The 20,125-nt window shown below is 67.6% G+C and carries 21 protein-coding genes; 8 read left to right on the top strand and 13 right to left on the bottom strand.

Features of this window, described 5'->3' with window-relative positions; translation table 11 throughout:
• Positions 1 to 64 precede the first annotated feature (64 nt).
• Positions 65 to 2,218: a serine/threonine-protein kinase gene (locus I5803_RS04300; RefSeq protein WP_196985169.1), complete on the top strand. Its 2,154-nt coding sequence runs from the start codon at positions 65 to 67 to the stop codon at positions 2,216 to 2,218.
• A 15-nt stretch (positions 2,219 to 2,233) separates the two neighbouring features.
• On the opposite strand, the gene I5803_RS04295 is transcribed toward I5803_RS04300, so the two are convergent.
• The 8 genes from I5803_RS04295 to I5803_RS04260 form a co-directional block, all read right to left on the bottom strand.
• Entirely contained in the window at positions 2,234 to 2,782 is a 549-nt protein-coding gene (locus I5803_RS04295; protein ID WP_196985168.1) for an NUDIX hydrolase, read from the bottom strand.
• Positions 2,783 to 2,846: 64 nt separating this feature from the next.
• Complete coding sequence (locus I5803_RS04290; protein ID WP_196985167.1) at positions 2,847 to 3,899, bottom strand: TRAP transporter substrate-binding protein; 1,053 nt, start codon at positions 3,897 to 3,899, stop codon at positions 2,847 to 2,849.
• Between the two features lie 65 nt (positions 3,900 to 3,964).
• Positions 3,965 to 5,284 carry a TRAP transporter large permease gene (locus I5803_RS04285; RefSeq protein WP_196985166.1) on the bottom strand — a complete coding sequence of 440 codons (1,320 nt, stop codon included), beginning with the start codon at positions 5,282 to 5,284 and terminating at the stop codon, positions 3,965 to 3,967.
• Between the two features lie 82 nt (positions 5,285 to 5,366).
• Entirely contained in the window at positions 5,367 to 5,849 is a 483-nt protein-coding gene (locus I5803_RS04280) for a TRAP transporter small permease (RefSeq protein WP_196985165.1), read from the bottom strand.
• 3 nt (positions 5,850 to 5,852) lie between these two features.
• Positions 5,853 to 6,548 carry a fumarylacetoacetate hydrolase family protein gene (locus I5803_RS04275; protein ID WP_196985164.1) on the bottom strand — a complete coding sequence of 232 codons (696 nt, stop codon included), beginning with the start codon at positions 6,546 to 6,548 and terminating at the stop codon, positions 5,853 to 5,855.
• Positions 6,545 to 7,603 carry a gentisate 1,2-dioxygenase gene (gene gtdA, locus I5803_RS04270; protein WP_196985163.1) on the bottom strand — a complete coding sequence of 353 codons (1,059 nt, stop codon included), beginning with the start codon at positions 7,601 to 7,603 and terminating at the stop codon, positions 6,545 to 6,547. The genes I5803_RS04275 and gtdA overlap by 4 nt, the downstream gene beginning before the upstream one ends.
• Positions 7,604 to 7,623: 20 nt before the next feature.
• Positions 7,624 to 8,967, bottom strand: coding sequence for an FAD-dependent oxidoreductase (locus I5803_RS04265; protein WP_196985162.1), 1,344 nt, complete (start codon positions 8,965 to 8,967; stop codon positions 7,624 to 7,626).
• 4 nt (positions 8,968 to 8,971) lie between these two features.
• Positions 8,972 to 10,165 carry a 3-hydroxybenzoate 6-monooxygenase gene (locus I5803_RS04260; protein WP_196985161.1) on the bottom strand — a complete coding sequence of 398 codons (1,194 nt, stop codon included), beginning with the start codon at positions 10,163 to 10,165 and terminating at the stop codon, positions 8,972 to 8,974.
• A 74-nt stretch (positions 10,166 to 10,239) separates the two neighbouring features.
• Between I5803_RS04260 and I5803_RS04255 the strand changes: the two genes are divergently transcribed.
• On the top strand, positions 10,240 to 10,677 hold the full coding sequence (locus tag I5803_RS04255; protein ID WP_196985160.1) for a MarR family winged helix-turn-helix transcriptional regulator: 438 nt from the start codon (positions 10,240 to 10,242) through the stop codon (positions 10,675 to 10,677).
• Between the two features lie 6 nt (positions 10,678 to 10,683).
• On the opposite strand, the gene I5803_RS04250 is transcribed toward I5803_RS04255, so the two are convergent.
• Together I5803_RS04250 and I5803_RS04245 are read right to left on the bottom strand one after the other, a co-directional pair.
• The gene (locus I5803_RS04250; RefSeq protein ID WP_196985159.1) at positions 10,684 to 10,986 is read right to left on the bottom strand and encodes an antibiotic biosynthesis monooxygenase family protein; all 303 of its coding nucleotides are present in this window, start codon (positions 10,984 to 10,986) and stop codon (positions 10,684 to 10,686) included.
• A 21-nt stretch (positions 10,987 to 11,007) separates the two neighbouring features.
• On the bottom strand, positions 11,008 to 11,337 hold the full coding sequence (locus tag I5803_RS04245) for a 2Fe-2S iron-sulfur cluster-binding protein (protein ID WP_196985158.1): 330 nt from the start codon (positions 11,335 to 11,337) through the stop codon (positions 11,008 to 11,010).
• A 68-nt stretch (positions 11,338 to 11,405) separates the two neighbouring features.
• Here I5803_RS04245 and I5803_RS04240 point away from each other — a divergent pair, with 68 nt between their 5' ends.
• The gene (locus I5803_RS04240; RefSeq protein ID WP_196985157.1) at positions 11,406 to 11,825 is read left to right on the top strand and encodes a CBS domain-containing protein; all 420 of its coding nucleotides are present in this window, start codon (positions 11,406 to 11,408) and stop codon (positions 11,823 to 11,825) included.
• 3 nt (positions 11,826 to 11,828) lie between these two features.
• Here the strand turns inward: I5803_RS04240 and I5803_RS04235 are convergent, their stop codons facing one another.
• Together I5803_RS04235 and I5803_RS04230 are read right to left on the bottom strand one after the other, a co-directional pair.
• On the bottom strand, positions 11,829 to 13,307 hold the full coding sequence (locus I5803_RS04235) for a glutamine synthetase family protein (protein ID WP_196985156.1): 1,479 nt from the start codon (positions 13,305 to 13,307) through the stop codon (positions 11,829 to 11,831).
• The gene (locus I5803_RS04230; protein ID WP_196985155.1) at positions 13,304 to 14,680 is read right to left on the bottom strand and encodes a Rieske 2Fe-2S domain-containing protein; all 1,377 of its coding nucleotides are present in this window, start codon (positions 14,678 to 14,680) and stop codon (positions 13,304 to 13,306) included. Before I5803_RS04230 ends, I5803_RS04235 begins: the two co-directional genes overlap by 4 nt.
• Positions 14,681 to 14,726: 46 nt before the next feature.
• On the opposite strand from I5803_RS04230, the gene maiA reads away from it, so the two are divergent.
• Positions 14,727 to 15,368, top strand: coding sequence for a maleylacetoacetate isomerase (gene maiA / locus I5803_RS04225; RefSeq protein ID WP_196985154.1), 642 nt, complete (start codon positions 14,727 to 14,729; stop codon positions 15,366 to 15,368).
• Complete coding sequence (gene pgeF, locus I5803_RS04220; protein ID WP_196985153.1) at positions 15,368 to 16,147, top strand: peptidoglycan editing factor PgeF; 780 nt, start codon at positions 15,368 to 15,370, stop codon at positions 16,145 to 16,147. The genes maiA and pgeF overlap by 1 nt, the downstream gene beginning before the upstream one ends.
• Here pgeF and I5803_RS04215 read toward each other — a convergent pair.
• Positions 16,079 to 16,366 carry a hypothetical protein gene (locus I5803_RS04215; RefSeq protein WP_196985152.1) on the bottom strand — a complete coding sequence of 96 codons (288 nt, stop codon included), beginning with the start codon at positions 16,364 to 16,366 and terminating at the stop codon, positions 16,079 to 16,081. The two genes, pgeF and I5803_RS04215, sit on opposite strands and share 69 nt — an antisense overlap.
• Before the next feature lie 88 nt (positions 16,367 to 16,454).
• Here I5803_RS04215 and I5803_RS04210 point away from each other — a divergent pair, with 88 nt between their 5' ends.
• Genes I5803_RS04210 through phbB form a run of 3 tightly spaced genes read left to right on the top strand, consistent with a single transcriptional unit; the run spans position 16,455 to position 20,113 of the window.
• Entirely contained in the window at positions 16,455 to 18,143 is a 1,689-nt protein-coding gene (locus I5803_RS04210; RefSeq protein WP_196985151.1) for a PHA/PHB synthase family protein, read from the top strand.
• A gap of 12 nt (positions 18,144 to 18,155) precedes the next feature.
• Positions 18,156 to 19,337 carry an acetyl-CoA C-acetyltransferase gene (locus tag I5803_RS04205; RefSeq protein WP_196985150.1) on the top strand — a complete coding sequence of 394 codons (1,182 nt, stop codon included), beginning with the start codon at positions 18,156 to 18,158 and terminating at the stop codon, positions 19,335 to 19,337.
• Between the two features lie 38 nt (positions 19,338 to 19,375).
• Complete coding sequence (gene phbB / locus I5803_RS04200; RefSeq protein ID WP_196985149.1) at positions 19,376 to 20,113, top strand: acetoacetyl-CoA reductase; 738 nt, start codon at positions 19,376 to 19,378, stop codon at positions 20,111 to 20,113.
• The last annotated feature ends 12 nt before the right edge of the window (positions 20,114 to 20,125 follow it).

Below are 20,125 nucleotides of genomic sequence, written 5' to 3'. Positions count from 1 at the left end.
AGGCGCCCCGGCGATAGTGTCCAGCTAGAATCGGCTTCTCCCCGCTTCCCGGACACCCGTAGTCGTGAGTCTCAAAAAGCTTGGCCGCTATGATCTGATCCGTGTTCTGGGCAAGGGCGCGATGGGCATCGTGTACGAGGGCCGGGACCCGAACCTCGACCGCCGCGTCGCCATCAAGACGGTCAAGGTCGAGAATCTCTCCGAAGAGGCCGCGGCCGAGTACGAGCACCGCTTCCGCACCGAGGCGCGGTCCGCCGCCCGCCTGCAGCACCCCAACATCGTCAGCGTCTACGACTCCGACAGGGACGGCGACATCGCCTTCCTGGTGATGGAGTACATCCAGGGCGACGACATGAAGCACCACCTCGACAAGGGGGTGCGCTACACGCTCGAGCAGTCGCTCAAGATGATCCGCGACCTGCTCTCCGCGCTGGATTACGCGCACAAGCAGGGCATCGTCCACCGCGACATCAAGCCCGCCAACCTGCTGATCGAGCCGGGCGGCCGCGTGAAGCTCACCGACTTCGGCGTGGCGCGCATCCAGGATTCCGGCGAGGCCACGCGCACGCAGGGCAGCATGGTGGGCACGCTCAAGTACATGTCGCCCGAACAGGTGCAGGGCCTGAAGATCGATTCGCGCGCCGACCTCTTTTCCGTGGGCGTGGTGCTCTACCAGCTGCTCACCGACAAGCGCCCGTTCGACGGCGACAACGACTTTTCGATCATCCACCAGATCATCGGCCACACGCCGGCGCCGCCGAGCTCGTTCAACTCGCGGCTGCCCGGCGCGCTCGACGCCGTCGTCGCGCGAGCGCTCGCGAAGGACCGCGAGCAGCGCTTCGCCACCGCACGCGACTTTGCGAGCGCGTTGCAGTCGGCAATCCGCCGGGCGGAAGACCAGACGGTCGTGCCGCCCGCCAACCCGTTCAAGCAGCCGGAAGGGCCGGGCACCGGCTCCAAGGGCGGCCACACGAATACCGGCGTGGGCGCCGTGGCGACCGCCCCCGGCGGCTCCACCGTGACGCAGGAGCTCGAGCTCGTCTACTGGAAGGACATCAAGGATTCCAACGACGCGGAAGAGCTCGACGGCTTCCTGCAGAAGTTTCCGGCGGGCATCTATGCGGACCTCGCGCGCAAGCGACTGCGCAAGCTCACCGGCGATGGCGCGGGCGGCCCCGACCAGACCATCCTGAGCGGCTCGCGCGTGCCGCCCGAGCAGGACCTCGACGCCACCCGCCTGCTGCACTCGGGCACCACGCCGTCGTTCGTTCGGCCCTTGCCCGTGGCCGCGGCGGCCGCACCGGCCGCGCCGACCGCGCCGGGGGCGGATGCGAGCCAGCCGGGCAGCGCGGCGCCGCCGTTGCGCGAACCCACTCTGCCGCCGCAGGCAGCGGCGCCATCGACAGCATCCAGGGAGGAAACGGACTTCACCAAGACCCTCGTGCAGCCGCGCGAAGAAGCGGTGGTGGCGGCTGCGGAGGCCGACTCGGTCGAAGCCGTGCCCGCGGCGCTACCCCCGGCCGATGCGCCTGCGCCACCCGCTGTTTCCCCGCCCGCGGCCCCTGCGCGCAAAAAGCCTGCGGCCCTGCTCGCCGGGATTGCCGCCATCGCGGCCGCGGGGATCGCCGCAGCCCTGATGTTCAGCGGTCGCGCCCCGCAGGGCAGCTTGCCGTCGGCAGCGCCCGGCGCGTCCGCGTCGACTGCCGCAGCCTCCATGCCCGTGGCGGTAGCGGCGGCGCCGGTCGATTCGCCGGCCGGCGTAGTGCCCGGTGCCGCCGTGCCGGTCGTTGCCGCGCCGCTCAACGTCGCGAGCACGCCTGAACCGGCGGCATCGTCCCGCGCAAGTTCCGCCAGCGCCCCCGCTTCCAGGGCGGCCAGCGCGCCGGCCGCCAGGCCGAGCGCCCCGCGCCGCACCGCCAGTGCCGTCAAGCCGAAGCCCGCGTCCGCGCCCGTGGTCGAGCAGCCCACCATCGCCACGCCGTCCGCCCCGCCTTCCGCGCCGGTGCGCAGCGAAACCCGGGCGGCGTCGTCCACGCCGAATACGGCGGGGAACATGAGCGCGGTGGACGCCTGCAAGGACAGGGTGTTCCTGTCGCGGGAGTTCTGCCTGGCCGAAGCCTGCGAGAAGGCCGGCACGCGCAACCACCCGCTGTGCGTCAAGCGCCGCGAAGAGATCCGCCTGCGGGAAGACAGCAAGGTCCGCCAGGGCCCGCAGTAGGCGCGGGCGGGCGGGTCACACGATGTCGATCGTGTGGACGCCGAAGCTGCCCTTGCGCCGATCGTCGAAGTAGCGCACGAGCGTCTCGCGCACCGTCTTGAAGGAAATTTCCTCCCAGGGGATTTCATCCTCGCGGAACAAGCGCGCCTCGATGGTCTCCGGCCCGGGATCGAACTGGTCGCTCAGCAGGCGGGCGATGAAGTAGAGATGCACCTGGCCCACCTGCGCGACGCTGAGCACGGCGAAGAGCCCCTGCATCTCGTACTTCGCCCCGGCTTCCTCATCCGTTTCGCGGGCAGCGCCCTGCGCGGTGGTCTCGTTCAGCTCCATGAATCCCGCTGGCAGGGTCCACTTGCCCCAGCGCGGCTCGATGTTGCGCTTGCACAGCAGCACCTGGTCGCCCCAGTAGGGCACGGTTCCGACGACGTTCAGCGGGTTCTCGTAGTGGATGGTGTCGCAGGCCGGGCAGACCGCGCGCTCGTGCGTGTCGCCGTCGTCGGGGATGCGGTAGACGACGGCCGTGCCGCAGTTGCGGCAATGCTTGATGGGGCTGCGAAAGGGCATGGCTCCAGTGTACGGGCAACAAAAAGGCTCCCGGAGGAGCCTTCCCGCGAGCCGCGCGCTCCGCTCAGGTTTTGGTCGTCTTCGTGTGCTTTTCGATCAGTGCACGGGCGGTGTCGAGCAGCTTGCGGCCGTCGGCGCCGCGCTTGTTCATGTCCTCGACCCATTCGACCTCGATCGCGCGGGACTTGCGGCGGAATTCCTGCGCGTCCGCCGCGCTCACCGTGAAGATCGTGTTGCCGCGGTCGCTCGCGGACTTGCGGCCGATCGGGTCGTTGCCCTGCTGCACCTTGCCGAGCCAGGCGGAAGTCGCCATGCCGGAGTTGTTGTCGATGACCTTCTTCAGGTCCGGCGGCAGCGAGTTGTACTTCGCCTTGTTCATCGCCATCACGAAGGTCGTCGTGTAGAGGCAGCCGCCCGCGGGGTCGAACTCCGCGTGGAACTTGGTGAGCTCGTTGACCTTGACCGAGGGCACCACCTCCCAGGGGATCACGCAACCGGTGATGGTGCCCTTGCTCAGCGCGTCGGGGATGCCGGGCAAGGGCATGCCCACCGGCGTCGCACCGAGCGATCCGACGAGTTTCGTGACCTGGCGCGTCGGCGCGCGCACCTTGAGGCCGCGCATGTCCGCGACCGTGTGCACCGGCTTGTCCGCCGTGTGGATCACGCCCGGGCCGTGCACGTGGAGCGCCAGCACCTGCGTGTCCTTGAACTCGTCCGGCGTCTGGGTCTGGAAGTACTCCCAGTAGGCCTTGGAGGTCGCCTCGGCGTTGGACATGACGAAGGGCAGCTCGAACACCTCGATGCGCGGGAAGCGGCCGGCGGTGTTGCCGGGCAGCGTCCAGACGATGTCGACGACGCCGTCCTTGGCCTGGTCGTACAGCTGCACCGGCGTTCCGCCGAGCTGCATGGCCGGATAGCCTTCGAACTTGATGCGGCCCCCCGATTCCTTCTCGACCTTCTCCATCCAGGGCTTGTGCATCGTCAGCCACACATTGGACTGGGGCGCCATGAAGGTGTGGAACTTGAGGGTGACCGACTGCTGTGCGAAACCGGCGAGCGCGGGGGCGCCGAGCGCGACGGCCGCGGACGATTGGAGCAGGGTGCGACGTTGGATCATGGGGGTCTCCAGGGACAAGGGGCTAACTTAACGCAGCGGGGGCCGCGCGCCTTCGGGGCTTTCCCTCAACTGACGTACTTCACCAGCCAGAGCGAAATGCCCGGGAAGAAGAGCAGGAGGAGGGTGCGCAGCGTATCGCTGATGAGAAACGGCATCACGCCGCGGTAGCTCTCGGCGATGGGGACGTCCTTCGCCATGCCGTTGACGACGTAGACGTTCAGTCCCACCGGCGGCGCCAGCAGGCCGAACTCCACCACCATCAGCACCATGATGCCGAACCAGATCGCGACTGATTCCTTCGGCATCCCGAAATCCAGCCCCATGACCATGGGAAAGAAGATCGGGATCGTGAGCAAGATCATGCTGAGCTCGTCCATCACGGCGCCCAGCACCACGTAGAACAGCAGGATCGCGGCCACGACCATGAGCGGCGACAGTCCCCAGCCGCCCACCAGCGCCGCGAGCTGGTTGGGCACCTGCGTGAGAGCCAGCGCGGAATTCATGAGGTCGGCGCCGATGAAGATGAGGAAGATCATCGCCGAGCTCTCGGCGGTGGAATAGAAGCTCTGCTTGAACTTTTCCCAGGTGATCTCGCGCTTGATGAGCGCCGCGACGAAGGTCGAGGCCGCGCCGACGCCGGCGCCTTCGGTCGGGGTGAACAGCCCCCCGTAGATCCCGCCGAACACCACGAGGAAGATGATCGCGATCGGCAGCACGCCGAGCAGCGCTTCGAGCGTGAGTTGCGATGTTTCCGTATCCACGTCCGGGGCATGGCCCGGGACGACCCGGACGTAGATCGCGATGGCCGCCATGTAGCCGAGCATCGCGATGATGCCGGGGATCATCGCGGCGGCGAACAGCTTGGCGATGTTCTGCTCGGTGAGGATCGCGTAGATCACGAGCGGCACCGACGGCGGGATCAGGATGCCCAGCGTGCCGGCCGCGGCGAGCGTTCCCGTGGCGAGCCGCCCGGAATAGCCGTGGCGCTTCATCTCGGGGAGCGCGACCGAGGTGATGGTCGCCGCCGTCGCCACGGACGATCCGCAGATCGCGCCGAAAGCCGCGCACGCGAGCACCGCGGCCATCGCGAGGCCGCCCTTGAAGCGTCCCATCGCGGCCGCGGCGAACTTGAAGAGCGCCTTGCTGATGCCGCCCTGTGTCGCGAAGTGCCCCATGAGGATGAAGAGCGGGATCACCGACAGGTCGTAGCTCGCGAACCGCGCGAAGGCCTGGTTGTTGAGGAAGTTGGCAAAGGGCGACCAGCCTGTCTGCATAACGTAGCCGATCGCGCCGGCGGCGAACATCGCCACCGAGATCGGCGTGCGGATCGCCATCAGCACCAGCATGATCCCGAAGATGACGAGCGTGAGGGTGAGGGCGCTCATGCGTCGCTCCGGCGGGCCGCCCCCAGGAGCGACAGCCCTCTCGGGGGGCAGCGCAGTACACGAAGTGACATGCGTGGGGGCCTCATACGTGGGCTTCGGGGGCGTCGGCGAAGCCGAAAGCCGTCTGGTAGAGCGCAATGACGGACGTGAGCACGAAGGCCGGGACCATCGCCGCGTACACCGTCCACTCCGGAAATCCGAGAATCTGCGTTTCCGAATGCGAGTTGAAGGAGTTCAGCCCGCCCAGCGTCGTGCGCCATGCGAGCAGCGCGAAGCACAGGGCCAGCAGGAACGCGCCGAAGCGGTCCAGGAGCGCGTTCGTGCGCCCGCTGGCCCGGGCGGTGAAGAAGTCCACGATGATGTTGCCGCGCCTGCACTGGCACCAGGGCATGAACAGGGCGATGGCCGCGCCGGTGGCGACGCCCGTCAGCTCGAAATCGCCCACCAGCGTGGTGCCGATCGTGTTGCGCCCGATCAGGCTCACGCAGGTCATGAGCGTGATCACGGTGAGCAGCACGCCCGCGAGCACGGCGCACAGCCGTGCCAGGATTTCCAGCGTCTTCAAGGCTTAAGCGATCTTCACCGTGAGCGATTGGAGGCCCGCGACCCCGCCCGACAGCGTGTCGCCCGCGACCACGGCCGCCACGCCTTCGGGCGTGCCGGTGTAAATCAGGTCGCCCGGCGCGAGCTCCCAGGCGCTCGACACGTGTTCGATGATCTCGCCGATGTTCCAGATCAGCTTGCCCACCGTGCTGCGCTGGCGGTCCTTGCCGTTGACCTGCAGGAAGATCTCCGCGTGGGCCACGTCGCCGGCTTGCGCGGCGGGCGTGATCGGGCCGATGGGCGCGGACTGCTCGAAGGCCTTGCCGATGCACCAGGGGCGCCCCTGCTTCTTCATCTCGCCCTGCAGGTCGCGGCGCGTCATGTCCAGGCCCACGGCATAGCCCCAGATGTGCTTTTGCGCATCCGCCGCCTTGATGTTCTTGCCGCCCACACCGATTGCGACAACCAGTTCGATCTCGTGGTGCAGGTCCTTCGTGAGGCTCGGGTAGGCGATGGTGCCCGTCTCGCCCGCGGGCACGGGCACGACGGCATCGGCGGGCTTCAGGAAGAAGAAGGGTGCCTCGCGGCCGGTGAAACCCATCTCCTTGGCGTGCTCCACGTAGTTGCGGCCCACGCAGTAGACGCGGTGCACGGGGAAGCGCTCGGCGCGGCCGACCACGGGGACGGAGGCGACGGCGGGAGGGGTGAAAACGTAGCTCATGACAACCTTTCTTCTCTGTGGATACCCAGTGCCTGGTGCACCGGCCGGTCGGAAAAACTGAACAACACGCAGCCCGCGTCCGACGTGAAACGCGCAGTGTGCCACGACGGCACGACGAAGTGATCGCGCGGGCCGAAGGAAAACGTGTGCGAACCGCCCGCGCCGTCGATGTGCACCTTGCCATGGCCTTCGACCACGCTGTACACCGCACCATCCGTCTGCCGCCACGGACGCCCGGAAAACCCGGCAGGGATTTTCTGCATGAAAGTCGCCATGGTGGGCATCGGCGAGCCGCCGGTGAGCGGGTTGAGGTAGCGCAGCTTCACGCCGTCCCACTCGTCGATGGGCGCGTCGCGCTCCAGCCGCTCGAGCGCTTCCAGGCTGCGCGCGTAGGGATAGCTGAAGATCGGCGAGGTCGCGCCGAAGGGCGCGTCGTGCCGAACCGGCGCCATGTTGTGGCCGTAGCGGGCGAGGCTGATCCCTTCGGGTCGTTTCACGACCTGCGAGCGGCTCTGGTCGTTCTCGGCGAAACCCGCATCGAAGAAACGGATCGTCGGGATGTCCAGGCCGTCGAGCCAGACCACGGCTTCTCCGGAGGCGTCGTTGCCGTGGTCGTGCCAGGTCCAGCTCGGCGTGATGATGAAGTCGCCGGGGCGCATCGTCGTGCGCTCGCCGTCGACGGCGGTGTAGGCGCCCTGGCCTTCCACGATGAATCGCAGCGCGCTTTGCGTGTGGCGATGGCTGGGCGCGACTTCGCCCGGCAGGATCAGCTGCAGCCCGGCATAGAGCGACTGCGTGATCGCGGACTGGCCGCGCAGCGCCGGGTTCTCCAGCACGAGCACGCGGCGCACCGCCTCTTCGGCGGTGATGGCTTCGCCCGCACGCTTGAGGAAGGGCCGCACCTCTTCGTACTTCCACAGCGCGGGCACGCAGGGTGTGGCAGGCTGCTTCGGCACGAGCGCGTGCAACACCTCCCACAGGGGCGTGAGATGGAAAGGCGACATGTCGCTGTACAACTGCTGGCGCGCCAGCGCGGTCGGGTGGGGTGCGTTCACGATGGCTCCTTGTCGTGTCTTTACCAGCGCAGGCCGAGGTAGGCGCCTTGCGCCTCCAGGCCCGCTTGCAATGCGGCGATCTCGATGCCGGCCGCCGTGGTGCCCGAGGCCAGTGCCAAGTGCGCGGCGAGGCCGGCGGCCTCGCCCATCACGAAGCACGCGCCGGTGACGCGCGCGGCGGATTGCGCCTCGTGCGTCATCGACGCACAGCGGCCCGCGACCCAGAGGTTGTCGAATTCCGGCGGCACCGTCATCCGGTAGGGCAGGTGGTTGAAGCCGCGGCTCTCCGGGATCTTCGGCCAGCGGAATTCCACGTCGCCCTTCAGGTGCAGCTCCAGCGGCCAGCCGTTCACGCCGATCGTGTCGTCGAAGCTCGCGCAGTCCAGCACGTCGCGCTCGGTGAGCATGTACAGGCCGTTCACGCGGCGCGTCTCGCGGATGCCGACCTGCGGCGCGATATCGACGATGTAGGAATTCTCGAAGCCGGGCACTTCCTTGAGGAAACCGGCGACGCTCGCGATCTGCCTTCGGCCCAGCGCTTCGGCTTCGCTCAGCTCGGCCGCGTCCGTGCCGTCCATGGCGTTGCCGTCGGCGTTGGCGAGCTGCGTGAGATTCACTCGCCACTCGATGCCGCTCTTTTGCGGCCGCACGATGGGCGTCTTGCGCGGGAAGGTGTAGCGGCCTTCTTCCTGCGCCTGCTGCATCAGCTTCGGGATCGTCTCCCAGGCCTTGCCCGCCCGCTGCGGGTCGATGCCGTTCAGCCGGAACATGGTCGAGGGGTAGAGCATGTTCCCGTGTCCGTCACCCTTCTCGAACGCGGCCCCGGCCCATGCGGCGAGATCGCCATCGCCCGAGCAGTCGATGAACGTGCGCGCGACCACGGCGCGCCGCCCCGACTTCGTCTCGATGAAGAGCGCGCGCACGCGCCGTGCGGAATCCATCTGCACGCCGGCAGCCAGTGCGTGGAACAGCACCTGCACCTTCGCCGACGCCATGAGCTCGTCCGCGGCGATCTTGTAGGCGGCGGTGTCGTAGGCCTGCGCCACGGTCTTGCCGAAAAGCGAGTGCGGCGTGTTGAGGCCGCCCAGCCTGTCGATGCGCGCGAGAAGATCGTCCGCCACGCCATGCACGACCTGCCGGATGTCCCCATGCACGTTGGCATGCAGGCCGCAGAAATTCGTGACGCCCGCCGCCGTGCCCATGCCGCCCAGGAATCCATAGCGTTCGATCAACAGCGTCGAGCGGCCGGCGCGCGCGGCGGAGACGGCCGCCGCGATGCCCGCCGGCCCGCCGCCGAGCACGGCGACGTCCCATTCGCCCAGGACGGGCGTATCGCGCGAAGGTTCGGTCAGCGAGGTGGTCATCGGTTCACCGGAACATGGTTGGCGGGTCGATGCCCTCGTACATCCACTTCAATCCCGCGAAGCCCGCGGACTCCGTGCCGGACTGGAACATTCGGTTTCGCAGCTCGCGCTGCACGCCGCTCGCATGGTAGATGTCGCCGTAGAAGCGCGCGGTGAGCTGCACGCGTCCGGTGCGCAGGTAACGCGCGCCCTGGTACTTCAGGAATGCCGCCGCGACGTCGCCGCCGCTGGCGTGCATCGCCTCGCCGAGCACGACGGCGTCTTCGATCGCCTGGCCCGCGCCCTGCGCGAGGTATTGCAGCATCGGGTGCGCCGCATCGCCGAGCAGCGTCACGCGACCGTCGCTCCAGTTCTTCACCGGTTCGCGGTCGCACAGCACCCACATCTTCCAGGTTTCGATCTTGCCCAGCAGCTCGCGCACCTGCGGCACCGCCTGCGCGAAGCGCTCGTTCAGCTCCGCGGTGTCGCCGAAGGTGTTCCAGCCCTCGTCGTACTTGTTGCTGTGGAAGACCGCGACGAGGTTGAAAAGCTCACCGCGCCGCAGCGGGTAGTGGACGAGGTGGGTCTTCTCGCCGCCCCACAGCAGTACGTCGTCGCTCCAGAGGTGTGCGGGAACGTCTTCGCGTTTGAGCACCGCGCGGTACGCGATGTGCCCGGAGACGCGCGGCTTGCCGTCGCCGACGACGGCCTCCCGGATGCGGCTCCACAGGCCGTCCGCGCCGATGAGCGCGTCGCCGGGCACCGTTTCGCCGCCGGTGAGGAACACTTTCACCCCCGTGGCGTCCTGCGTGAACGACTCGACTTTGCTGGAGGTGCGCAGCGTGACGCCCGGTTGCGATCCGCAGGCTTTCAGGAAGACATCGTGCAGGTCCGCGCGATAGATGACGCCATAGGGAAATCCGTAGGCGGCGCGCGCCGTGTCGCCGAGCGGGACGCGCACGACTTTCTCGCCGGTGCGCACGTCGTTCATGCCGAGCCCGGGCGGGAAGTACGCAACGCGGCTGACGGCGTCCGTGAGGCCGAGGTAGTCGAACATCCGGAAGATGTTAGGACCGAGCTGGATGCCCGCGCCGATTTCGCCGAACGCCGCGGACTGCTCCAGCACCGTGACCCGGTGCCCCTTGCGCGCCAGGACGAAGGCCGCGGCCAGGCCGCCGATGCCGCCGCCGGCGATCACGAGGTTCAGGGAGGAGGGCATGGCCGCGGCAAAAGAAATAAGCATACATACTAATCCGGACCATCGCAAGCGCAGGCCGTGGCTACACTCGCCGCATGGCCAAGAGCTTCGACTTCCAGCACGCACCGGGGCACCTCATCCGCCGGGCGCACCAGGTGGCGGTGGCGATCTTCATGGAAGAGACGGCGAGCTTCGACGTGACGCCGGTGCAGTTCGCGATCCTCAACGCGCTGATCGACGATCCGGGCGAAGACCAGGTGACGCTGGCGGGGAAGGTGGCTTTCGACGCGGCGACGTTCGGCTCGGTCATCGGCCGGCTGGAAGCCAAGGGCTGGGTTCGCCGCGAGGCCGATGCCGCGGACCGGCGGCGCAAGCTGCTGTGGGTGACGGCTTCCGGCGAGGCCGCCGCGGTCGCGATGAAGCGCGCGGTGTCCCGTGCGCAATCGCGCATTCTCGGCTCGCTCGACGCGCAGGAGCGGGTGCAGCTGGTCGGGCTGCTCGGCAAGCTCGTGGCGGGCCACGAGGCCGGTTGAGAGTCCTCAGTCGGACTTCGTCACCAGGGTGAAGTGCTCGACCACCGGCGGGCTCGCGAAGAACGGGCCGATGATGGCGCGCCACTGCGGGAACAGCGGTCCTTCGCGGAAATCCACCGTGTGGTTCTCCAGCGTGTCCCAGAAGATCTGCAGCACGTAGCGCTCGGGCGATTCGATCCCCTTGTTCACCTTGTAGCCGCGCATGCCCTTGGCCTTTACCGCGACGGTGGTGAGCGCGCGGTGGATTGCCTCGTCGAAGGCGGCCTGCTGGCCCGGGGCGATGCGGATTTCTGCGATTTCGAGAATCATGGGATGGGTCCTGCTGGGGGTCTAATACTGGGTGCGCGGCAAGTCTACCGTGAGGCCGTCCAGCGAATCGTCCAGCGCGATCTGGCAGGCGAGGCGGCTGTTCGCACGGCGGGGCTCCGCGGTGTAGCCGAGCATGGCGTTCTCGTCCTCCCCGGGGGCCGGCAGCCGGCTCGCGAAGGGCTCGCGCACGAAAACGTGACACGTGCCGCAGGTCATCATGCCGCCGCAGTCGGCCGCGATGCCGTCGATGCCGCCGGCGAGCGCGGCCTTCATCAGGCTGCGCTCCGTCGCGCACTGCACCGGCTGCGGCTTCGCGGGTTGGTCGGCAGTGGCGAAGTACACGGTGATCATCGAAGGCATTGTCCTACAGCGGCATGCGGCCGCGCATCGCCATCATGGTGACCCAACAGGAGAACACCATGCACAAGATCAGCGACGTGATGAGCCGTGACGTGAAAGTCATCGCCCCGGACGCGACCATCGGCGACGCCGCCAAAGCCATGCGCGACGGCGACTTCGGGATGATGCCCGTCAGCGAGAACGACAAGATGGTCGGCGCGATTTCCGATCGCGACATCGCGATCCGCGCCATCGCCGAAGGCCGCGGGCCCGACACGAAGGTGCGCGACATCATGTCCGACGGCATCCACTGGGTGTACGACGACGAGTCGGTCGATCGCGCCTCCAAACTCATGAGCGAGCACCAGATCCGCCGCCTGCCGGTCGTCGACCGCGACAAGCGCCTCGTCGGCATCGTGGCGCTCGCGGACCTGGCCGTGAAGGAAAGCGAATCGCGGCCCGCCTCGCAGGCCCTCACCGAAATCTCGGAACCGGCCTGAATTTCAGAAACGGCTGAAGTACTCGCGCCGTTCGAAGTCTTCCTTGTCCTGCGCGCTGTCCCAGCGCTGCAGGTCGCTGCGCTTGATGCGCGTGAAGTAGCCGATGAAGGACTGGCCGAAGCCTTCGGCCAGCGCGGCGTCGCCCGCGAGCGCGTCGAGCGCCTCGCCGAGCGAGGTGGGCAGCCTGTCCGACGCGTCGCCATACGGCGCATCGGTGGCGGGCGGGGCTTCCAGCGCGTGTGCGATGCCGTCCAGGCCCGCGTGGATCTGCGATGCGAGATACAGGTACGGATTCGCCGCGGGTTCGCCGATGCGGTTCTCGATACGCGTCGCGCCGTCCCCGCATTCGCCGATCACGCGCAGCATCGCCCCGCGGTTGTCCCGGCCCCAGAGAACCGATTGCGGCGCGAGTGCATTCGGGCGGAAGCGTCCGAAGCCGTTCACGCTCGGCGTGCAGAACACGGTCATCCCCCGCGCGTGGGCCAGCAGCCCCGCGAGGTACTGCTCGCCGAGCCTGGAGAGCGTGTAACCCGCGTCGGCAGGCGTCGAGCCGTCCGCCGGCGCGTCGCGGCTGAACAGGTTGCGGCCGCTGCGCGCATCGACCAGCGACTGGTGCAGGTGCCAGCCGCTGGACATGATGTTCGGGAACGGCGGGCGGCACATGAAGCTGGCGTGGTAGCCGGCGCAGCGCAGCGCCTGCTTCACGGCGCTGCGGAACAGGACCATGTTGTCCGCCGCGGCGAGGGCATCCGTCGCTTCGAACACCGCTTCCACCTGGCTCGGCCCCAGTTCGATCTCCAGGGACAGCAGCGGCATGCCCAGCGCCTGCGCCGTCCGTTGCACGATGCGCAGCGGCTCCTCGGCCATGTCGAACCACGCATCGTTCAGCAGGTTGTAGCCCGGGTGGATCATGCGCACCGCGGGCGGCAGGCCCGGCCAGCCGGCCAGCTGCGGATCGAGCTGTTCGCGCGTGTCCTCGATTCGGTAGATGTGGAATTCCACTTCGAGTCCGCAACGCATCGCCAGGCCCGCATCGGCAAGCCGCCGCAGCGCGCGTTGCAGCACGCGGCGCGTGTCCAGTTCCACGGGCGTGCCGTCCTGGAACCAGGGCTGGCCCTGCACCCATCCGGTCTGGCCGGCCCAGGGCAATTGCCGGAAGCTTGCCGGGTCGGCCATCAGCAGGAGGTTGTTCGCAAACCCGAAGCCGGGCAGCGACGCGGTGCCATCGGGCTCGAACACCTTGTACGCGGTGCGGTCGGATGCGTCCTTGAGCATCAAGGTGCTCACCAGGCCCACGCCTTCCTCCATCGCGCGCCGCGCCGCCGACGCCACCAGTGTCTTGCCGCGCGTCACGCCGTGGAGGTCGCACCACGCGAAGCGAACCAGCTCCAGCGACGCGCCCGCGATCAGCCGCTCCGCGCGCACCAGCGCTGCTTCACGCGCCGCGTCGTGGAGGCCGCAGCGCTGCGCGAAGGTGCTCATGCAGCGACGGTGGTGCGATGCGTCCAGGGTGCGCCCGCGCGCTTGGCACGCGTGCGTTCGCGCCACCACGTCGCCCATTCGCCGGCCGGCGCGATGCCGTCGACCGTGTCGGGCCCGGTCATTGCAGCGGCCTGGGACGCGTCCGCGCAGCCGGGCGGAACCCCGCCGGCCTGCACGGTCTCGATCGCCTTCAGCAGCATGCGCCGGTTGGCCATGATCACCTTGTCGCTCGTGCCCAGGTGCTCGCGCGTCCTGTCCTGGATCGCACCCATGCTCTCCACCGCCCACTGGTCGTGCACGTTGATGTCGTCCTCGCCCATGCCCAGGTAGGTTTGCGTGCGCTGCTCCCGCGCGTCGAATCCCCAGTGGTTGTGGCGGCCGGACTTCGGCAGGTAGTCGGGCAGCTCGATGTATTGCAGGCGCTGGTTGCGCATCGCTTCCTTGTCCACCGGCTCGGCGAAGCTGGTGAAGAACGAATACCAGTACGTGTGCGTGTCGTCCACCGGCACGTGCATCTGCGTGATCGTGAGCGTTTCCGACAAGGGGATCACGAAGGTCTGCGGGAAGATCGATTGCGTCACGCGCACGTGCGTGAGCGCATCCGTCATCGGGCGCAAGGCCGTGAGCTGCATCCCCCAGGGCTGCGGCTCGAAGCTGATCTCGGGTTGGTGGAACTCGCGCATGATGCGCGTCATCGGCCAGCGCTCGCCGTCCGCTTCTCCGGCCGCGGCGCTGCGGAACTGCTTGCCCGCCGCATTGCGGCCGATCTCCTCCAGCGGCTCGTCGTTGAGGAAGCGATGCAGGAAGGAAGGATGCGCGGGGTCGATGCCGACCTCGACCGCCTGCAGCCAGTTGCAGTTCCACAAGCCCTTGAAGGCGAAGGTGTGGGACGCGGGCGCCGTGAAGCAGTCGAACGCGGGGAAGGGCGGCGGCTGCGTCCCTTCCTCGCCGAACCAGCCGAAGAGCACGCCGCTTTTCTCCAGCACCGGATAGCTGCGCTGGCGCACGCGCTCGCACAGCTTGCTGCCGGCGGGCTCGGCCGGTGTGTCGAGGCACTTGCCCGCGGCATCGAATTTCCAGCCGTGGAAGGGGCAGCGCAGGCCGTCGCCCTCGTGCCTCCCGAAAGACAGGTCCGCGCCGCGATGCGGGCAGGCACGGTCGAGCAGGCCCCACGCGCCCTGCGCGTCGCGAAACAGCACGAGGTCCTGCCCGAGGATGCGCACGGCCTTCACCGCGCGTTCCGCCATGCGCGGATCGAGCGCCGGGTCGAACTCGTCCACCAGGGCGACAGGCTGCCAGTAGCTGCGCAGCACCGCGCCGCAGGGCGTGCCCGGACCGATGCGTGTGATCAATTCGTTCTGCTCGGCTCGCATGCCAACTCCTTGCATTCGACAGGCAAAAGGGCATTATCCTTTTGCCATGAAGCTCTACAACTACTTCCGCTCCTCCGCCTCGTTTCGCGTGCGCATCGCGCTGCAACTGAAGGGTTTGCCCTATGACTACGTGCCTGTGCACCTGGTGAAGGGCGAGCACAAGAAGGAGGGCTTCGCCTCCATCGCGCCGTCGACGCTCGTGCCGATGCTGGAGCTCGATGGGGGCGAGCGGCTCTCGCAGTCCATGGCGATCATCGAATACCTCGACGAAGTGCATCCCGAAACGCCGCTGCTGCCGCGCGATGCGCTGGGCCGCGCGAAGGTGCGTGCGCTGGCGCAGGACATCGCGTGCGAAATCCATCCGCTCAACAACCTGCGCGTGCTGAAGTACCTCGTGCGCGAGCTGAAGGTGGACGAGGAAACGAAGAACACGTGGTATCGCCACTGGGTGCGCGAGGGACTGGAAGCTTTCGAGCGGCAACTCGCGGCGCTGCCGCGTTCGAAGTACTGCTATGGCGACACGCCCACGCTCGCCGACTGCTGCCTCGTGCCGCAAATTTTCAATGGGCGCCGTGTGAACACGAGCTACGAGGGATTGCCGCGCACGATGGCCGCCTTCGACGCGTGCATGGCCCATCCGGCGTTCCAGGCGGCGCAGCCGTCGAACTGCCCGGACAACGAGCCTTGATGCAATCGCCCCCTGGGTGGATCGTCCCCGCATGGCCCGCGCCGCGGGGTGTGGAGGCGGCGTGCTCGACGCGCCTGGGCGGGGCCTCGCGACCCCCCTACGACAGCCTCAACCTGGGCGATCACGTCGGCGATTCGCCCGCCGACGTCGCGCGCAACCGCGCGACTTATGCGGAGGCGCTCGGCGCGCATCCCGTGTTCATGAAGCAAGTGCACGGCTGGGGGGCGGCGCACATCGACGCGGACAGTGCCGACGGCATCGAAGCGGATATCTGCGTCACCGCCGAAAGGCGCGTGGCGTGCACGATCATGGTGGCCGATTGCATGCCTGTGCTCTTCGCGCTGCGCGACGCCGGCGCGGTCGCGGCGGCGCATGCGGGATGGCGTGGCCTGGCGGGCGAGGGCGGGCGCGGGGTGATCGAATGTGCGTGGGAGCAGCTGCGCGACGCGAACGGCGGGCGGCCCGCTCCGTCGGACGTCCTCGCCTGGCTGGGCCCCTGCATCGGCCCGGAGGCCTTCGAGGTGGGAGAGGAAGTCAAGCAGGCCTTCGAAGCATCGGATGCAGGCGCAGCGGCGTGCTTCCGCGTTCACGCGCCCGGCAAATACCTCGCCGACCTGCCGGCGCTCGCGCGGCGCCGTCTTGCGGCGCTCGGCATCACCTCCGTCCACGGCAACGATGGCAGCGCGCCGTGGTGCACCGTGGGCAATCCCTCAATCTTCTTTTCGCACCGGCGCGACCGCGTCAGCGGGCGGTTCGCCGCGAGTGTCTGGCTCGCCTGACGCGGCGGCCCGCGCCTGCTCCAGCTCAGCCGCTTCGCGTGCCTTGATCGCACGCTTGCGCTGCGGCGTTCGCATCAGGTAAACCACCAACGACACAGGCGCCACGCCATAGAGTACAAAGGTGAAGATGGCGCCGAGCACCGTGCCGATCGGGTTGGTGGCTTCGGCCACCGCCATCATGAGCGCGACGTAAATCCAGGCGATGGCGACGATGTACATGGGGAGCCGGTTGAAAACTTGTTGCACTGCAACATGAATTGACAGATACTTCGGGTTAACCCGAATAACAGGGTAATCAGGAGACAAGATGAATTCTGAAGCAGTCTGGGCGCAGGCCGCCCAGCAGTTCCAGCAGAGCCTCGGCGACAGCTGGACGCAGGCCATGCAGACCTTTTCCGGGGTCCATGGCGCCGGCATGCCCGCGATGCCGCAACTGCAGTTCTCCCCCGACAAGCTCGAGGCCCTGCAGCAGGCGTACGTCAAGGAAGCCACCGAGCTCTGGAACAGCGGCCTCTCCGCGAACCCCGGTGCGGGCGACAAGCGCTTCGCCTCCGACGCCTGGTCCGCGAACCCGGTGGCGGCGTTTTCCGCGGCGGTCTACCTCCTCAATGCGCGCACGCTGCTGGCCATGGCCGAAGCCGCCGATACGGACGCGAAGACCAAGGCTCGGCTGCGTTTCGCGATCGAGCAATGGATGGCTGCTTCGTCGCCGAGCAACTTCATGTGCCTGAACGCCGAGGCGCAGAAAAAGGCCATCGAGACGCAGGGCGAAAGCATCGCCAAGGGCGTGCAGAACCTGCTGAAGGACATCAAGCAGGGCCACGTGTCCATGACGGACGAGAGCGTGTTCGAGGTCGGCACCAACGTCGCCACGACCGAAGGCGCGGTGGTGTTCGAGAACGAGCTTTTCCAGCTCATCGAATACAAGCCGCTCACCAAGCAGGTGCACGAGCGCCCCTTCCTGGTCGTGCCGCCCTGCATCAACAAGTTCTATATCCTGGACCTGCAGCCCGAGAATTCGCTCATCCGCTACCTCGTGTCGCAGGGCCATCGCACTTTCGTCATCAGCTGGCGCAACGCGGACGACGCGGTGCAGGGCAAGACCTGGGACAACTACGTGGGCGAAGGCCCGATGGAGGCGATCCGCGTCGTGCGCGAGATCACCGGCGCGAAGCAGCTCAACGCGCTGGGCTTCTGTGTCGGCGGCACGATCCTGGGCACCGCGCTGGCCGTCCACGCGGCGCGGGGCGAAAAGCCGGTGGCCTCGGCGACCTTCCTCACCACGCTGCTGGACTTCTCCGACACCGGCGTGCTGGACCTCTTCATCGACGAGCCCTTCGTCAAGTTCCGGGAAATGCAGCTGGGCCGGGGCGGCCTGCTGAAGGGCCAGGAACTCGCGTCTACATTCAGTTTCCTTCGCCCCAACGACCTGGTGTGGAATTACGTGGTGGGCAATTACCTCAAGGGCGAAACGCCGCCGCCGTTCGACCTGCTGTACTGGAACAGCGATTCCACGAACCTGCCCGGGCCCATGTTCACCTGGTACCTGCGCAACACCTACTTCGAGAACAACCTCGTCAAGCCCGGCAAGCTCACCGTGTGCGGCGAGAAGGTGGACCTGGGCAATCTCGACATTCCCGTGTACATCTACGGCTCGCGCGAAGACCACATCGTGCCCATCGGCGGCGCCTACGCGTCGACGAAGCACCTGCCCGGGAAGAAGCGCTTCGTCATGGGCGCGTCGGGCCATATCGCGGGGGTGATCAACCCGCCCGCGAAGAACAAGCGGTCCTACTGGACCAACGACAAGCTTCCCGAATCGCTCGAGACCTGGATCAAGGGCGCCAAGGAACATCCGGGCAGCTGGTGGACCGACTGGTCGAACTGGCTGAAACCCCACGCGGGCAAGCTGGTCGCAGCCCCCAAGACTTACGGCAAGGGCAAGTTCAAGGCGATCGAGCCTGCGCCGGGCCGCTATGTGAAAGCCAAGGCTTAAAGGAGCATCCAAATGGAAGACATCGTCATCGTTTCCGCCGTACGTACCGCCGTCGGCAAGTTCGGCGGCTCGCTCGCCAAGATCCCCGCTCCCGAGCTCGGCGCCGCCGTGATCAAGGAAGCCCTGGCCCGCGCCAAGGTGGACCCGGCGCAGGTCAGCGAAGTCATCATGGGCCAGGTGCTCGCGGCCGGCTCGGGCCAGAACCCGGCGCGCCAGGCGCTGCTGAAGGCCGGCCTGCCCAAGGAAGTCCCGGGCCTCACCATCAACGCCGTGTGCGGCTCGGGCCTGAAGGCCGTGATGCTCGCGGCGCAGGCCATCGCCTGGGGCGACGCGGAGATCGTTGTCGCCGGCGGCCAGGAGAACATGAGCGCCGCGCCGCACGTGCTCCCCAATTCCCGCGACGGCCAGCGCATGGGCGACTGGAAGCTGGTCGACACGATGATCGTCGACGGCCTCTGGGACGTCTACAACCAGTACCACATGGGCATCACCGCCGAGAACGTCGCGAAGGCGCACGACATCAGCCGCGACGCGCAGGACAAGCTCGCGCTCGGCAGCCAGCAGAAGGCCGCGGCCGCGCAGGAAGCCGGCAAGTTCAAGGATGAGATCGTCGCGATCACCATCCCGCAGAAGAAGGGCGACCCGGTCGTCTTCAACTCCGACGAGTTCATCAACAAGAAGACCAGCGCCGAAGCGCTGGCCGGCCTGCGCCCCGCCTTCGACAAGGCTGGCAGCGTCACCGCCGGCAACGCGTCCGGCCTCAACGACGGCGCCGCGGCGGTGGTCGTGATGAGCGCGAAGAAGGCCAAGGAACTCGGCCTGAAGCCGCTCGCGCGCATCGTGTCCTTCGGCACCAGCGGCCTCGACCCCGCCACCATGGGCATGGGCCCCGTCCCGGCGACGAAGAAGGCGCTGGAGCGCGCAGGCTGGAAGGCGAGCGACGTCAACCTGTTCGAGCTGAACGAAGCTTTCGCAGCCCAGGCGTGCGCCGTGAACAAGGAACTCGGCATCGACCCCGCGAAGGTCAACGTCAACGGCGGCGCGATCGCGATCGGGCACCCGATCGGTGCATCGGGCGCGCGCATCCTCGTGACGCTTTTGCACGAGATGGGCCGCCGCGAAGCGAAGAAGGGCGTGGCCGCGCTGTGCATCGGCGGCGGCATGGGGGTTTCCCTCGCAGTCGAACTCGTGTGAACGGCGTACAAGAACAATCATCAACCAGGAGACAACACATGAGCCAGAAAATCGCGTACGTCACGGGCGGCATGGGCGGCATCGGCACCGCCATCTGCCAGCGCATGCACAAGGAAGGATTCAAGGTCATCGCGGGTTGCGGCCCGACGCGTGATTTCAACAAGTGGCTGGGCGAGCAGAAGGCGCTCGGCTACACCTTCCATGCGTCCGTCGGCAATGTCGGCGCGTGGGAATCCACCGTGGAGGCTTTCGGCAAGGCGAAGGCCGAGCACGGCCCGATCGACGTGCTGGTGAACAACGCCGGCATCACGCGCGACCGCATGTTCCTCAAGATGACCCGCGAGGACTGGGACGCGGTGATCGAGACCAACCTCAACTCCATGTTCAATGTGACCAAGCAGGTGGTCGGCGACATGGTGGAAAAGGGCTGGGGCCGCATCATCAACATCTCGTCGGTCAACGGCGAGAAGGGCCAGGCGGGCCAGACGAACTACTCGGCCGCGAAGGCCGGCATGCACGGCTTCACGATGGCGCTGGCGCAGGAGCTCGCCAACAAGGGCGTGACGGTCAACACGGTGAGCCCGGGCTACATCGGCACGGACATGGTCAAGGCGATCCGCCCGGACGTCCTCGACAAGATCGTGAGCACGATCCCCGTCAAGCGCCTGGGGCAGCCGGAAGAGATCGCCTCCATCATCGCGTGGCTCGCCTCCGACGAAGGCGGTTACTCGACGGGCGCGGACTTCTCCGTGAACGGCGGCCTGCACATGGGCTGAGCCTTGCCTCGC

The organism is Caenimonas aquaedulcis, from assembly GCF_015831345.1.
Lineage (GTDB): Bacteria > Pseudomonadota > Gammaproteobacteria > Burkholderiales > Burkholderiaceae_C > Ramlibacter > Ramlibacter aquaedulcis.
This window is presented reverse-complemented; position numbering and strand designations above follow the sequence as displayed.